The 14730-nt window shown below is 65.5% G+C and carries 15 protein-coding genes; 9 read left to right on the forward strand and 6 right to left on the reverse strand.

What is annotated here, in order from left to right; all coding sequences use genetic code 11:
- Position 1 precedes the first annotated feature (1 nt).
- Positions 2 to 907, reverse strand: coding sequence for an EamA family transporter (locus tag KIT25_12530; GenBank protein UYN97703.1), 906 nt, complete (start codon positions 905 to 907; stop codon positions 2 to 4).
- A gap of 91 nt (positions 908 to 998) precedes the next feature.
- On the opposite strand from KIT25_12530, the gene KIT25_12535 reads away from it, so the two are divergent.
- From KIT25_12535 to KIT25_12545, 3 genes are read left to right on the forward strand one after another with little or no spacing between them, the layout of a single operon-like run.
- Positions 999 to 1415 carry a DUF350 domain-containing protein gene (locus tag KIT25_12535; protein ID UYN97704.1) on the forward strand — a complete coding sequence of 139 codons (417 nt, stop codon included), beginning with the start codon at positions 999 to 1001 and terminating at the stop codon, positions 1413 to 1415.
- A 6-nt stretch (positions 1416 to 1421) separates the two neighbouring features.
- Positions 1422 to 2297: a hypothetical protein gene (locus KIT25_12540; GenBank protein UYN97705.1), complete on the forward strand. Its 876-nt coding sequence runs from the start codon at positions 1422 to 1424 to the stop codon at positions 2295 to 2297.
- Between the two features lie 38 nt (positions 2298 to 2335).
- Positions 2336 to 3526, forward strand: coding sequence for a Rieske 2Fe-2S domain-containing protein (locus KIT25_12545; protein UYN97706.1), 1191 nt, complete (start codon positions 2336 to 2338; stop codon positions 3524 to 3526).
- Here KIT25_12545 and KIT25_12550 read toward each other — a convergent pair.
- From KIT25_12550 to parE, 3 genes are all read right to left on the reverse strand, one after another.
- Entirely contained in the window at positions 3518 to 4564 is a 1047-nt protein-coding gene (locus KIT25_12550) for a quinone-dependent dihydroorotate dehydrogenase (GenBank protein ID UYN97707.1), read from the reverse strand. The two genes, KIT25_12545 and KIT25_12550, sit on opposite strands and share 9 nt — an antisense overlap.
- Before the next feature lie 43 nt (positions 4565 to 4607).
- On the reverse strand, positions 4608 to 5165 hold the full coding sequence (locus KIT25_12555; protein ID UYN97708.1) for a hypothetical protein: 558 nt from the start codon (positions 5163 to 5165) through the stop codon (positions 4608 to 4610).
- Between the two features lie 70 nt (positions 5166 to 5235).
- Entirely contained in the window at positions 5236 to 7257 is a 2022-nt protein-coding gene (gene parE / locus KIT25_12560) for a DNA topoisomerase IV subunit B (protein UYN97709.1), read from the reverse strand.
- A gap of 110 nt (positions 7258 to 7367) precedes the next feature.
- Here parE and KIT25_12565 point away from each other — a divergent pair, with 110 nt between their 5' ends.
- From KIT25_12565 to prpB, 4 genes are read left to right on the forward strand one after another with little or no spacing between them, the layout of a single operon-like run.
- Positions 7368 to 7754 carry an acyl-CoA thioesterase gene (locus tag KIT25_12565; GenBank protein ID UYN97710.1) on the forward strand — a complete coding sequence of 129 codons (387 nt, stop codon included), beginning with the start codon at positions 7368 to 7370 and terminating at the stop codon, positions 7752 to 7754.
- Complete coding sequence (locus KIT25_12570; protein UYN97711.1) at positions 7751 to 8419, forward strand: DUF1007 family protein; 669 nt, start codon at positions 7751 to 7753, stop codon at positions 8417 to 8419. The genes KIT25_12565 and KIT25_12570 overlap by 4 nt, the downstream gene beginning before the upstream one ends.
- Positions 8404 to 9324, forward strand: coding sequence for a hypothetical protein (locus KIT25_12575; protein ID UYN97712.1), 921 nt, complete (start codon positions 8404 to 8406; stop codon positions 9322 to 9324). Before KIT25_12570 ends, KIT25_12575 begins: the two co-directional genes overlap by 16 nt.
- 26 nt (positions 9325 to 9350) lie before the next feature.
- Positions 9351 to 10271, forward strand: coding sequence for a methylisocitrate lyase (prpB, locus tag KIT25_12580; GenBank protein ID UYN97713.1), 921 nt, complete (start codon positions 9351 to 9353; stop codon positions 10269 to 10271).
- 10 nt (positions 10272 to 10281) lie between these two features.
- On the opposite strand, the gene KIT25_12585 is transcribed toward prpB, so the two are convergent.
- Together KIT25_12585 and KIT25_12590 are read right to left on the reverse strand one after the other, a co-directional pair.
- Positions 10282 to 11688: an amidase gene (locus KIT25_12585; GenBank protein ID UYN97714.1), complete on the reverse strand. Its 1407-nt coding sequence runs from the start codon at positions 11686 to 11688 to the stop codon at positions 10282 to 10284.
- A complete protein-coding gene (locus KIT25_12590) occupies positions 11688 to 12431 on the reverse strand; it encodes an SDR family oxidoreductase (protein UYN97715.1) in 744 nt (247 codons plus the stop codon). Before KIT25_12590 ends, KIT25_12585 begins: the two co-directional genes overlap by 1 nt.
- Positions 12432 to 12539: 108 nt before the next feature.
- On the opposite strand from KIT25_12590, the gene KIT25_12595 reads away from it, so the two are divergent.
- Both KIT25_12595 and KIT25_12600 read left to right on the forward strand, forming a co-directional pair.
- Entirely contained in the window at positions 12540 to 13463 is a 924-nt protein-coding gene (locus KIT25_12595) for a MoxR family ATPase (GenBank protein UYN97716.1), read from the forward strand.
- Positions 13464 to 13481: 18 nt separating this feature from the next.
- A complete protein-coding gene (locus tag KIT25_12600) occupies positions 13482 to 14729 on the forward strand; it encodes a VWA domain-containing protein (GenBank protein ID UYN97717.1) in 1248 nt (415 codons plus the stop codon).
- The last annotated feature ends 1 nt before the right edge of the window (position 14730 follow it).

Genomic DNA, 14730 nt, shown 5'->3' on the forward strand with positions numbered 1-14730 from the left:
ATCAGCTCGCTATGAGGATGAGGACAACTCCACCCACGACCGCAATGCTGCCGATCCATTCGCCGACGGACGGACGCTCCTTGAGGACGAGGCGGGAGGCGATGAAGGTGAAGACCAGCTCGATTTGGCCAACGGCGCGCACCAGCGCGGCGTTCTCCAGGGTCATGGCGAGCGCCCAGCCGGCTGAACCCAGAACGCTGAACACGCCGACCCATATCGAGGAGCGCCAATTGACCCAGACCTTGCCGAGTTGCGGCCGATCGCGACGCGCGAGGTAAGCGGCCATGAGCACGACCTGGATCGTGTTCATGCAGGCCAGCGTGGTGATGCCACGCACCAGGAAGTCGCCGTCAGGAAGCAGTTTCGAGGCCTCTCGGATGGTGCCGGCCGCGATGGCGAAGACGGCACCCGACAGGATGCCGTAGAGAGCACCCTTGTGGGTCAGGTCTGCCAGCACGCTGCGCACGTTCTCGAACGATCCGCGGACGCTCAGGATGGCGACGCCACCGAGGCAGACGAGGATGCCGAGCCAGGCGCCGACCTTGAGCGGCTCGGCCGCGATGAACGTCGCGAACAGTGCCACGAACACCGTCTCGGTCTTCGAGTAGACCGTCCCGACCGCGTAGTTGCGGAGAGAAAAGGAGTGGATCATCAGCGACGTGGCAACGATCTGGGCCACGCCGGCGATAGTCACGAGACCGAGGAAGGACCAGCCGATCGTCGGCACCTCGCGACCGGTGCCGAAGACCAGGAACGCGAGCATGCCGAGGGCGAGCGGGGCGCCGTAGAGGTAGCGGACGAAGTTCGCGCCATCGACGCTCAGCACGCCGCGAATCTTCTGCTGCATCGTCGTGCGGATGTTCTGGCAGAGCGCCGCCGCGATGGTAATCGGTATCCAGAGGGGCAATACTTGGTCTCCCGGGGCGGGGAGTGTATGACCTCCCCATGGGCGCGTCTGCGGTATCGTTTTCCGCGGTGCGGCAGGATGGGGGCGGAGGATGTTCGACGCAATCTTCACCAGCGCCTTGCGCGCGCTGCCGGTGTTCACCTCGCAGCTTGCCGTGACCTTGCTGATCCTGGTCGGCGGCGTCCTGATCTACCAGGCCTTCACGCCCCACAGCGAAGCCCGGCTCATCCGTCAGAACAATTCGGCCGCCGCCCTGGCGTTCGGCGCCGCCATCGTTTCCATCGCCCTCCCGCTCGGCATGTGCCTGGCACGCAGCGTCTCCATTCCAGACATCATCATTTGGGGAGTCATCGCGCTCGTCGTGCAACTGGGCACGTTCTTCGTCGCAAGTCTCGTCTTTCGCGATCTCGTCCAGCGCATCGAGAATGGCGAGATGGCGTCGGCCATCGCATTGGGGGCGACGCATCTATCGGTCGCGGTGATCAATTCGGCGGCCATCGCAGGCTGACTCGACGTGAACACCTGGTTCGGTCGATTGCTGATATGGGTGGTGATCGTTGCACTCATCACCGCCATCGAACGGCTGGAATCGCTGACGCCCGATGAGTTCGATGGACCTCGCCGGCCGTTACCGCCGGCCGGCGAGGCGTGGTGGAACTCACGGTCTCTCGGGCCGCCGACCGGACCGACTCCAACCGAGCCGGCCTATGAAATGTGGGTGCAGGATGCACAACGGAAAGGCGATTCGATCGGAACCGCTTTTCAAGTTGCACCCGGAACCTGGGTGACGGCTGGACACGTCCTCGAGAACTGTGCAACCGCCTATGTTCGGATTCGCGGGCAATGGCAGGGGTTCAAGCACTTCACGATCCACCCCGTTGCCGATGTCGCCATCGCGACGATGGAGCTGCGCGACCTCGCGCCGCGCATCGACGTCACTGCGCGGTTGCCCGTCATGAATCAGACCGGCTTTCATTTCGGCTATCCACAGGGAACCCCTAGCTCGGTCTATACACGCTTCGTCGGCATGGCGCGCGTGCGCCTGGGCGGGCCAGGGACTCCGGTCGAGCAAGGTTGGGTGTGGGTTGAACAACGACGCGATCCGCCTGGTTTTGGATCGCTGGGCGGCATTTCGGGAGGCCCGCAAGTCGACCGGACTGGCGCTGTCCAAGGGGTGACGGTTCTTCACTCGGAGAAGGCGGCGCGCGTCGTCACGACGCCGATCTCGCGGTTGCGCGAGATCCTTCCGGCGGACGTTCCCATCGTCGATGCCGGTCCGACATCGATCGACGGCATCGACTACATTGGTCAGGGCCGCCGTGTGCGCGATTCCGGCGCAGTTTCCCTCGTCTTTTGCTCGGTCAGCGGTCGGACTCGACCCCGGAGCTGAGCCTAGGCACCCATGGCTCGCCTCGATAGGATCGCGCCATGAGCGTCATCCAGGATGCGGGCTCGGCCTATGCGCTGAAACAGCCCAGCTACAATGCAGCCCTCACCATGGTTGGGCGCGGGACCCCCATGGGAGAACTGTTGCGGCGCTACTGGCATCCCGTGGGCATGGCCACGGACGCTGGCGCGACGCCGCGGCCCGTCAAGATCCTGGGGGAAGAGCTGATCCTGTTCCGTGACGGCCAAGGTAGGACCGGCCTTGTCTACCCGCGCTGCTGTCATCGCGGCACGACGCTTTACTACGGCAAGATCGAGGAGCGTGGCATTCGCTGTTGCTACCATGGTTGGTTGTTCGACATCGAAGGTCGATGTCTGGAGATGCCGGCCGAGCCCAACCCGACCGGGCCACAGTGCCAGCGCGTGCGGCAACCCTGGTATCCGACCCAGGAACGTTACGGCCTGGTGTTCGCCTATCTCGGGCCACCCGAGAAGAAGCCGATCCTGCCGCGCTACGAATGCCTCGAGGTGATGGAGCCCGGCGAGTTCGTCGAGGCTGACGACTCGAGCATCGGCAGCGGCGGCATCGTCATCGCGCCGTGCAACTGGCTGCAGCATTTCGAGAATGTCGTCGACCCGTACCATGTGCCGATCCTGCACGGCTCGTTCAGTGGTCCGCAGTTCGTCGAACAGATGGCGGCGTTCCCCAAGGTGAAGTTCGAATACGGCGCGATGGGCGTGAAGGCGACGTCCATTCGGCCTGGGCCGGGCGGCAAGACCTTCCGGCGTGTCACCGAGGCGGTCCTGCCGACCCTCCGCGTCGTCGCCAACCCACGCGTGGCGCAGTATGGCATGGTCGAATCGATCGGCTGGACGCTGCCGATCGACGACACGCACTACCGCATCTACGTGGCCGGCCGAGTCAAGGAGAAGGGCGAGCTCGCCAAGTTCAGGTCGCGCTACAACGGCAAGACCTGGGACGAGCTTTCGCCCGAGGAGCACCAGAAGTTTCCCGGCGACACCGAGGCGCAGGTCGGGCAGGGGCCGATCGCCTTCCACTCGGAAGAGCACCTTATGTCCTCGGACCAGGGCGTGGGGATGCTGCGATTTCTGCTGCAAAAGCAGGTCGATATCGTGGCGGCCGGCGGCGACCCGCTTGGCGTTGCCTTCAATGAGGAAGACGCCTACGTGAAATTCGATGCCGGGCAGTTTCTCGACGATCCGTCAGCGTAGGTCGGCGCCGACCGCCTGTTGCACCGACGTGAAGCCGTCCCGCCGCAGCAGTTCCGCCAATTCGTCCTTGATGCGACGAACGAGCGGCGGGCCGCCGAACACGAGCGCCGAATAGACCTGGACCAACGTCGCCCCGGCGCGAATCTTGGCGTACGCGTCCGCACCCGAACCGACGCCGCCGCAGCCGATCAGCGGGAATTGCCCTTCCACGCGCCGCGCCGTCTGATGAAGCACCTCGGTGGAAAGGGCGGTTAGCGGTGCTCCCGACAGGCCCCCGGCTTCGTCTCGCCGCTGCGAACGCAGTGTCGCGGGGCGCGACAAGGTGGTGTTGCCGACGATGATGCCATCGATCCTCAGTTCTCTCGCCACGGCGACGATGTCGTCCAGATCGAGCTCGGTGGCGTCGGGCGCGATCTTGAGCACGAGCGGAACGGCGGTCGGCGCCATCGCGTCCTTGACCCGTTTCAGCAAGTCCGTCAGCTGCCCACGGCCCTGCAGGCTGCGCAGTCCCGGAGTGTTGGGCGAGGAGACGTTGCAGACGAGATAGTCCGCGTAGGCGGCGAGTGCCGCGGCGCAGGTGACATAGTCGGCAGCTCGATCGGGACTGTCTTTGTTGGCACCGATGTTGACTCCGACGAAACCTCGCCGCGGACGGCACGCGAGCCGCGAACGCACGGCATCGAGCCCCTCGCCAGGGAAACCCATACGGTTGATGACACCGCGATCCTCCCGGAGGCGAAAAACCCGGGGTCGGGGATTGCCGATCTGTGGTCGCGGCGTGACGCTGCCGATCTCCACCAGTCCGAACCCCAGGCCGAGCATCGCGTCGGGCACTTCGGCGTTCTTGTCGAAGCCGGCGGCAAGTCCGATCGGATTCGGCAGGCGGCGCCCCCAGATTTCGACCGCGAGAGGCGATGGGTCGCTCTGACGATCCTGCGGCAGCAGTCCTGACTTGAGGGCACGGATGGCGAGGCCGTGCGCGGCTTCGGCGTCAAGACGCGAGAGCACGCTGTCGGCGAGGGCATACCAGCTGACCATCGCCGACAGTTAGCAGACGTTTCCTGTGGAGCGCTCGCCGCTCTTACCGAAAGCTGGGCCCGTCGCTGCGCGGCATGATGCCGGGCGAGCGGTCGAACAGAACCGAGAAAAGCTGCCGGTAGAGATCATCCATGTTTCGGTCGTCAGGAGTGCCGGTGGACGTCCAGCCCGTGACCTGCGACATCGCCTGATCGTTGCGGCAGTAGACGGCGAAGACATAGACCCGGCCGGGCGTGCCAGGCTTGTGCCGAGACACGCCCTCGCATACCCGATCGGCGCCGAGGTCGTTGGCGGGATCGAACACCAGCACCATCCGGTAGTCCGGCCGCGGCTTCTCGGCCGGGACGTCGTAGGTGAAGGTCAGGCGGGGCGGGGGCTTCGCCGCCTGCATCACCGGCAGCATGCGGCGGGCCACCTCGTCGACAGGCAGGCCGGGAAAGGGGTTGCCGTCGAGGATGACCCGGAACGTCTTGCCGTCGGTCGCCGTGAAGAATTCGCTGTAGGAATACTGGGTGGCGTAATCGTAGCCGCCGAGCGTTGCCGCCGAGGCTGCCGTTCCAATCGACAGAGCCGCCAGTGCAATCGCCATTCGTTTGTGCATGGACGCTACCTCTCTCCTGCCGACACTATGCCGTCCTGCCGGCTGCGACACACGTCACATTCTCGCGCGCTCAGACGTCGAGATCGCGGGCGAACTTGGCGTTCTGCTGAATGAAGGCGTAGCGCTTCTCCGGCTTGCGGCCCATCAGATCCTCGACCAGGGCGGCCGTACGCATCGATTCCCGGCGCTGCTCGGCGTCGGCTGCGGTCGGTATGTCGACCTTCAGCAGCACACGCTTGGCTGGGTCCATGGTGGTTTCGCGCAGGTGTACCGACTGCATCTCGCCCAGGCCCTTGAAGCGGCTGATCTCGACCTTGGCCGTGCCGTTGAAGGTCGTGCGCAGCAGCTCGTCCTTGTGGGCGTCGTCGATTGCATACTCCGTGCGGCCGCCCCGGCTCAGACGATAGAGCGGCGGCTGGGCGAGGAAGAGATGGCCGTTCTCGATCAGCTTCGGCATCTCGCGGTAGAAGAACGTCATCAGCAACGAGGCGATGTGCGCGCCGTCGACGTCGGCGTCCGTCATGATGATCACGCGCTCGTAGCGCAAGCGATCGTCGCTGTAGTGGGCGCCGGCGCCGCAGCCCAGCGCCTGGATGAGGTCCTGGACTTCCTGGTTCTCGCGCAGCTTGTCGGCGCTGGCGCTGGCGACGTTCAGGATCTTGCCGCGCAACGGCAGGATCGCCTGGGTCTCGCGGTTGCGCGCGGCCTTCGCCGAGCCGCCGGCCGAATCGCCTTCGACCAGGAAGATCTCGGTGCCGGCGGCCGAACTGTTTGAGCAGTCGGCGAGCTTGCCCGGCAGGCGCAGCTTGCGCGTCGCGGTCTTGCGCTGCTGCTCGCGGTCCTGGCGGCGGCGCAGCCGTTCCTCGGCCTTCTCCACGACATGCTCGAGCAGCACGTTGGCCGCTTCCTTGTCGCCGGTCAGCCAGTGCTCGAAATTGTCGCCCACGACGGTTTCGACCAGCTTGGTCGCCTCGACGGAGACCAGCCTCTCCTTGGTCTGGCCTTGGAACTGCGGCTGTTCGATGAACACCGACACGAGACCGGCTGCGCCATCGAAGACATCGTCGGCCGTGATGATGGAGCCCTTGCGGTTGCCGGTCAGCTCGGCATAGCGCTTGAGACCTCGCACGAGCGCGCTGCGGAAACCCGATTCGTGGGTGCCTCCCTCGGCGGTCGGTACGGTATTGCAGTACGAACGCACGAAGCCGTCCTCGTCGGTCGGCCACCACACCGCCCATTCGACCTTGCCGCCCTTGCTGCCGTTAGTCTCGGTCCTGGCCTCACCGGCGAAGGGCTGGGGCACCACGGTCGGCCGCTCGCCGATCTCGAACACCAGGTAGTCCTTGAGGCCGCCGGCGAAGTGAAACGACTCTTCCTCCGGCACGCCGCCGCCCTTGGGCAGCAGGCTCTTGTCGCAGCGCCAGCGGATCTCGACACCGCGGAACAGGTAGGCCTTGGAGCGGGCCATGCGATGGAGGCGCTCGGGCGAAAAGAGCTGCTTTCCGAATATTTCCGGATCGGGATGGAACGTGAGGGTGGTGCCGCGCCGGTTGGGCGCCGGACCGTTGGCCTTCAACTTGGAGGCGGGCTTGCCGCGCGAGAAAGTCTGCGTCCAGGATTGACGGTCGCGGGCCACGTCGACGACGAGCTCGTCGGAGAGCGCGTTGACCACCGAGACGCCGACACCGTGCAGGCCGCCCGACGTCGCGTAAACCTTGCTGTTGAACTTGCCGCCGGAGTGCAGCGTCGTGAGGATGATCTCCAGCGCGGACTTGTTCTTGAACTTGGGGTGCGGGTCGACCGGAATGCCGCGTCCGTTGTCGCGCACCAGCACCTTGTTGCCGGCGAGCAACTCGACGTGGATGGTGTCGGCGTGGCCGGCAACGGCTTCGTCCATGGCATTGTCCAGCACTTCGGCGACGAGATGGTGCAACGCCCGCTCGTCGGTACCGCCGATATACATGCCCGGCCGCTTGCGAACGGGCTCGAGCCCTTCCAGCACCTCGATGTCGCGGGCCGTGTAGGAGGTGTCCTTCCCGGAACCGGCACGCTTGCCGCCCGAGCGTTCGAACAGGTCGCCGTTCTTTGCCATCTGTTGCTTCTTGTCTCGTGTCGGCCGCGCGAGGGGATCGCCGGATGGCCGCTATGCTATCGATATGGTAGGAAAGCCGCAGGAAAGCAACCACATCCAGTGGGGAAACGATGGCCGAGGGCCCGCGCGATCCGATCATCCGGACCGTGCCGCAACCTGCCGACATGAACGGCAATGGCGACATTTTCGGCGGCTGGGTGTTGTCGCAGATGGACGTCGCGGGCGGCGTCCTGGCGGCACGGGCCGCCAAGGGCCGGGTCGCCACCGTGGCCATCACCGCCATGACGTTCGTGCAGCCAATCAAGGTGGGCGACGTCGTGTCGATCTACGGCCGTGTCGCCAGGATCGGCCGGACGTCGATCACCATCGACCTCGAGACCATGGTGCAACGCCGCCATGACGGTGCCGAAATTCGGGTGACCCATGGCACCTACGTGTTCGTGGCGATCGATGGCGAGGGCAGGCCTCGGCCGGTGCCACCCGAGGGAAGGGCATGAAGCTTCTCGTCGCAATCCTGTCGGTGGTCTCGGTCCTGGTGCTGCCGGCGGCCGTCGCGGCGCATCCGCACATCTGGATTTCCCAGCTCGTGCGCGTCGTTACCAAGGACGGCAAGTTCACCCATGTCGAGATCGAATGGCGTTTCGATCCGTTCTCCAGCGAGATCGAGATCCCGCTGATCGACGAGAACGGCGACGGCAGGTTCTCGGCCAACGAGGTCAAGTTGCTGGCCAACGACATGATGCCGGAGCTGCAGAAGTACGGCTTCATGACGTGGCTCAACACCGGCGCCAAGGATTTCCGACCGCCCAAGCGCCCGGTCTTCAGTGCCCGCGTCGACGATCCCGCCAGCTTCAAGCCGGCCGACTGGGACCGCTCGGCGGGCGACGGCGGGCAACCGATGCCGTCCAACAAGCGCGTCGAGCAGCCGGTGCCGCAGAAGCGCGGGCCGCGGAACCTGGTCTATGTCATGCGCTTCGAACTGCCCCAGCCGGTGACGCATTTCTCCATCGCCACATTCGATCCCGACGACTTCATCCGCATCGAGCTCGACAGGACGGCGCTGCCCGCCGGATGCACCGCCGCCAAGCATCCGAGCTACAAGGCCGAGTTCATTCGCGGCTATCCCGTTTTTGCCGACCTCGTCACGTGTCAGACGCTCTGAGAACCAACGTCCTGCGCTCCCCCTTCCTCTGGGTGGGCATTCTGCTGCTGCTTGTGCTCGGGGCGGGGCTGGTGTTCAGCGACGGCGTCGCCGAACTCGCCCGCTACTCGGCCGAATACCAGCAGCGCATCCAGCGCACGCTGTCGGTCTCGTTGCGCGACATCCAGTCCGGGACGGGGTCGCTCGCGCTGTGGACGCTGATCATCGTGTGCTTCGGTTACGGCGTGGTGCACACGCTCGGGCCCGGCCACGGCAAGGCCATTGTCGTCGCCTATTTCCTCGACAGCACCCGCCCGCACGCCTGGATCGAGGGCATCCTGGCCGGCGCCTGGATCGCCTTCACGCACACGCTCGCGGCGTTGATTCTCGCCGCCGTGCTGAAGCTCTTCTATACCGTCGGCCTGCTGGGCGCGTTGCGCGAGGTGCGCAACGTCGAGATCTTCGCCTACGTCCTGATCCTGCTGGTCGGCTTCTGGCGGCTATGGGCGGGCATTACCGGCCGCCTCCACGAACACCATCACGGCGACGAGCCTGGTGGACATCGCCACGACCACGATCACGGTCACGATCATCACCACGACGCCCCGCAGAAGCGCAGTATTTCCGGCTGGATTCTGCTGACGGCGGCTGGCATTGCGCCCTGCGCCGGCGCCCTCATCGTCGTGCTCCTGTCGGTGGCGATGGGGGTGATCTGGGCGGGCGTCATTGGCGTGATCGCGATCGCGGTGGGCATGGCGATCACGCTCGGCGCCATCGGCATGATCTCGATGGCCGCGCACCGCCTCATCATCGCCGAAGGCCGGTCGAGGGAAATCGGCCGCTTCACCGCCATTGCCGCGTCGCTGATCGTCATCGCCACCGCCGGAACGCTGCTGCTGGGCGCCTTGTCGCGCTTCTTCAAGTAGTGGCGCCGCGAAGCCAGGAGACGCCCATGCCGTATCTTGTTGCTGCCGATCAACCTGCCGGATCGGCGGGACGGCGATTTCGTGAATTGATCGAGCGGCCGGGCATCCTGCAACTCCCCGGCGCGCACAATGGACTGGCCGCCTTGCAGGCGAAGTTGGTCGGCTTCGACGCCTTGTACCTGTCGGGCGCGGGCATGTCGGCCTCGATGGGCTTGCCCGATCTCGGCATCATCACGATCGACGAGGTCTGCTTCTTCATTCGTCAGGTCGCCCGCGCGAGCGGCCTGCCGGTGCTGGTCGACGGTGACACGGGCTATGGCGAGGCGCTGAACGTCATGCACATGGTGCGTGCCTTCGAGGAGGCGGGCGCCGGAGCCGTCCACATCGAGGACCAACTGCTGCCCAAGAAATGCGGCCATCTCAACGACAAGAAACTCGCCGATCCGCACGACATGGCGGCCAAGGTGGCGGCCGCCGCCAGGGCACGGCGCGATCTCTGCGTCATCGCGCGCACCGATGCGGCGGCGAGCGAAGGCATCGACGGCGCGGTCGCTCGCGCGAAGCGCTATCTCGAGGCCGGCGCCGACGCGATCTTTCCCGAGGCCCTGCACAATGCCGAGATGTTCCGCGCCTTCGCCAGGGCGATGCCCGGCGTGAAGCTGCTCGCCAACATGACCGAATTCGGCCGCACGCCGTTCTTCACCGCCTCCGAGTTCGAGGCCATGGGCTACGCCATGGTGATCTGGCCGGTGTCGGCGCTGCGCGTCGCCAACAAGGCGCAGGAACGGCTCTACGCCGCGATCCGGCGCGACGGCGGCACGCAGAACATGATCGGCGAGATGCAGACCCGCGCCGAGCTGTACGCCACCATCGACTACGCCGGCTACGAGGCGCTCGACGCCTCGATCGTGAAGACCGTCGTCCCCCAAGGCATGCCGCAACGGTAGGGCACGACCGTCACAGCCCGAGACTCGCCAGGTCGGGCGCGCGCCTATGGAAGTCGGTGGCGTCCTGAAAGGCCTTGCCGAGCTTGAGGACGTCGCGCTCGGCAAACGGCTTGCCGACGATCTGGATACCGATCGGCAGACTGGACGAGAAGCCGGCCGGCATGGCGAGGCTGCAGAGCCCCAGGTAGTTCGCCGGCCGTGTGAGGTAGCCCGGCATGGGCGAGGCTTCGTCGACATCGGCAAGCGGGATCGCCGGCACCGCCATGGTGGGCAACAGGATGGCATCGTAAGCGTCGAACCACCGGGCGAAGGCCTGGCGCCGGCCCGCCATGCGGCGCAATTCCTGGGCATAGGCGCCGGGCGGCACCTGCTTGGCGGCCAAGGCGCGCGAGCGTACGCCGGGACCGATCGCCTTGCTGGTGTCTTCGATGTAGTCACGATGCAGCGAGAAGGCCTCCGAGGCAATGATCGTTCCGGCCGGCTGCGAGAGATCGAAATACCAGTCGGGCAGCTTGCACGGCACGACTGTCGCGCCCAACCCTTCGAAGGAGCGCGCCGCATCGCGCCATGCGCTCGTCACCGCAGGATGCATGAAGTCCGGCAGCTGCTTCTCGTCGGGAAGCGCGATCCTCATCCCCTTCACCGCGCCGCCGCGCGTCGCCTGCGTGAAATCCTCGCACGGTTGTCCGAATGTGGCCGGGTCGTGAGGATCGGGGGCGGCGAGCGCATTCAACAACAGCGCGCAATCCTCAACGCAGCGGGCCAGCGGGCCGATCGAATCGAGCGTCCAGCTGAGCAGCATGGTGCCGTTGAGGCCAATGCGCCCGAACGTAACTTTGAGGCCGACAATCCCGTTGAAGGCGGCGGGTATCCGTACCGAGCCGCCGGTGTCGCTGCCGATGCCGGCCGGCGTCAGGCGCGCGGCGATGGCGACGCCGGTGCCGCTCGATGAGCCGCCGGGCACGCGATGGGTCTTCATATCCCATGGATTCCAGGGCGCACCCATGAGCGGGTTGGTGCCCCATCCGCCGAACGCGAATTCGACCATGTGCAGCTTGCCGAGCGGCACCATGCCGGCCGCGGTCAGTCGCTCGACGGTGGTAGCGGTCTCGGTCGCGATGCGCTTCTCCAGCATCTTCGAGCCGCCGGTGCCGATGCGACCGGTGATGTCGCACAGATCCTTGTAGGCGATGGGCAGGCCGTGAAGCCTGCCGAGCGGAAGGCCCGTCGAGCGCTGCATGTCGGCGGCATCGGCGAGGGTGCGGGCCTCCCTGGCGTAGATCTCGGTGAAGGCATGAAGCTTGCTGTCCGCCTTCTCGATGCGCGCGAGCAATGCGTCGACGATGTCGCGGGAGGAGAAGCGCTTGTCCTCGAGGCCCGAAGCGAGTTCCGTGAGGGTGAGCGTGTGCAAGGTCATCAGTAGGTCGCCCTTCCGCCGGAGAGATCGAACACGGCCGCGGTGCTGAAGGTGCAAAGCGGTGACGCTAGCCAGGCGACGATCTCGGCGACCTCGGCGACCTCGCCAAACCGGTTCATGGGAATCTTCGAGAGCATGTACTGGATATGCTGCTCCGTCATCTGGCTGAACAATTCAGTCTTCACCACCGCTGGCGCCACGCAGTTCACCAGCACGCCCGACGTCGCCAGTTCCTTGCCAAGCGACTTGGTCAGGCCGATGACACCGGCTTTCGATGCGGAGTATGCCGACGCATTCGGGTTGCCTTCCTTGCCGGCCACCGAGGCGATGTTGACGATGCGCCCCCAACCACGCCCGGCCATGCCCGCCGCGACCGCGCGATTGCAGAGGAAGACGCCGGTCAGGTTGATGTCGATCACCTGCCTCCACGCATCGACGGGATATTGCGCGACCGTGGTATTGGGGCCGGTGATCCCGGCGCTGGCGATCAGGATGTCGGGAGACGCAAGCAGCTTCTCTGTGGTCGCCAGGGCGGTGTTCACCGAGGTTTCGCTGGTCACGTCGACTTCAACGGCGATCGCGCCCTCAAGTGCCGTCGCCGACTGGCGCGCGCGCGCGATGTCGCGATCCCACAATGCCACCCGGCCGCCGCCGGCGGCGATTTTTGCCGCACAAGCCAGTCCAATGCCGCGGGCCCCACCGGTTATGATGGCGGATCGATCCTTGAACAAGTCGGGGCCCATGCTGCCTCCCAAGCGCTTGAATTGTCGGGGCGATTCCTACCATATCGGGCCACCGACCCATCCGCTACACTGATACCTTCGTCTCGCCCCCGAGTTCTCCGGAGTATCATGTCTTCGTCCGTGCCCACGTCCATCGACGCCACCATCGAGCTGTTGAAGAAGGGCGACTACATCGCCGATCGCAGCCTCGCGACCGTGCTCTTTCTTGCCTTGAAGCTCGGAAGGCCACTCTTTTGCGAAGGCGAGGCCGGTGTCGGCAAGACCGAGATCGCCAAAGTTCTCGCCTCTGCTCTCGGTCGACCGCTGATCCGGCTTCAATGCTACGAGGGTCTCGACATCAATTCGGCGGTGTACGAGTGGAACTACTCGCGCCAGATGCTCGAAATTCGCCTGGCCGAAGCCCAGGGCGTCCAAGACCGCAACGAACTGGCATCCGACATCTTCGACGAGCGCTTCCTGATCCGCCGGCCGCTGCTGGAAGCGCTGAGGCCCCATGTCGAAGGCGCGCCGGTGCTGCTGATCGACGAGCTCGACCGTACCGACGAGCCGTTCGAGGCCTATCTCCTCGAGGTCCTGTCCGATTTTCAGGTGACGATCCCGGAGCTCGGTACGATCAAGGCGGCCGAAAAGCCGATCGTGATCGTGACGTCCAATCGCACGCGCGAGATCCACGATGCGCTGAAGCGCCGCTGTTTCTATCACTGGGTCGACTATCCCGACTTGCAGCGCGAGCTCGAAATCCTGAAGGTCAAGGCACCGGGCGCCGGCGAACGGCTGTCGCGCCAGGTGGTCGGCTTCGTACAGGAACTGCGCAAGCTCGATCTTTTCAAGTCGCCGGGTGTGGCCGAATCGATCGACTGGGCGACGGCACTCTCGGAGTTGAACGCCCTCGATCTCGATCCACGCACGGTCAACGACACGCTCGGCGTGTTGCTGAAGTACCAGGACGACATCCAGCGCCTGCAGGGCTCGGAGGCGGCCGACATCCTGCGCAAGGTCAAGTCCGACATCGCCGCCCAGCCGCTGGGTTAGCGCATCGGGGGCTCGCGCATGGACACCCTGACCGACGCCTCGCGCGAGCCTCCTGGAACGGGCCGGCTCGCCAGCAATATCGTGCATTTCGCGCGCACGCTGCGCTCAGCCGGACTCAGGGTCGGGCCCGGACAGGTTCTGCGCGCGATCGAGGCGGTGGAGGCAGCGGGGCTGAGGAAACGCGACGATTTCTACTGGACGCTCCATTCGGTGTTCGTGAATCGGCGCGATCAGCGCGAGCTGTTCGATCAGGCCTTTCACGTCTATTGGCGCAACCCGCGCCTGCTCGAGAAGATGATGGAGATGTTGCTGCCCCAGGTCGATGTCCCGGCCGACCCCGAGCAACGCAAGACCCTCAGCCGCCGGCTGCAGGAGGCCTTGCAACCCGGACGAGGCGAGGCGCCCGAGGAAGAGGGGGAGAAGCCGGAGGTCGAAATCGAGGCGACCTTCACGGTGTCCGACCGCGAGATCCTGCAGCACAGGGACTTCGAGCAGATGTCTCAGGCGGAGGTCGACGAGGCACTGCGCGCCATATCGCGGCTGAGACTGCCGGTGCCGGAACGACGCACACGACGCTATCGGTCGGCCCGGCGCGGGCCGCGCATCGACTTTCGAGCGTCCCTGCGACGGGCACTTCGTCCCGAGGGGCTGACCGAGTTGCGCAAACGGGAGCCGCGCCGCCGGCCGCCGCCGCTCGTTATTCTGTGCGACATCTCGGGCTCGATGGCGCGATACACGCGCATGTTCCTGCATTTCATGCACGCCATCACCAACGATCGCGATCGCGTCTACTGCTTCACCTTCGGCACGCGGTTGACGAACGTGACGCGGTCGTTGCGCAGCAAGGATGTCGACATCGCGTTGCAGAAGGCATCGGCACAGGTCGAGGACTGGTCGGGCGGCACGCGCATCGGCCAGACTCTCCACGAGTTCAACAACAAATGGTCGCGCCGCGTGCTCGGGCAGGGGGCCGTCGTTCTGCTCATCACCGACGGACTCGACCGCGAGGGCGCAGCCGGGCTGGGCGAGGAGATGGAGCGTCTGCACAAATCCTGCAGACGGCTCATCTGGCTGAACCCGCTCTTGCGATATGGCGGCTATGAGCCCAAGTCTCAGGGCAACAAGGCGATGATGCCCCATGTCGACGAGTTCCGGCCGGTGCACAATCTCGAGAGCCTGGCCGGGCTGATCGCGGCGCTGGACGTAACGTCCCACCGGGTCGACCGGCGACTCGTGGATTGGCAAACTGAATTGCGCAAGGAGTAGA

Origin of the sequence: Enhydrobacter sp. (assembly GCA_025808875.1) — a bacterium.
Classification (GTDB): domain Bacteria; phylum Pseudomonadota; class Alphaproteobacteria; order Reyranellales; family Reyranellaceae; genus Reyranella.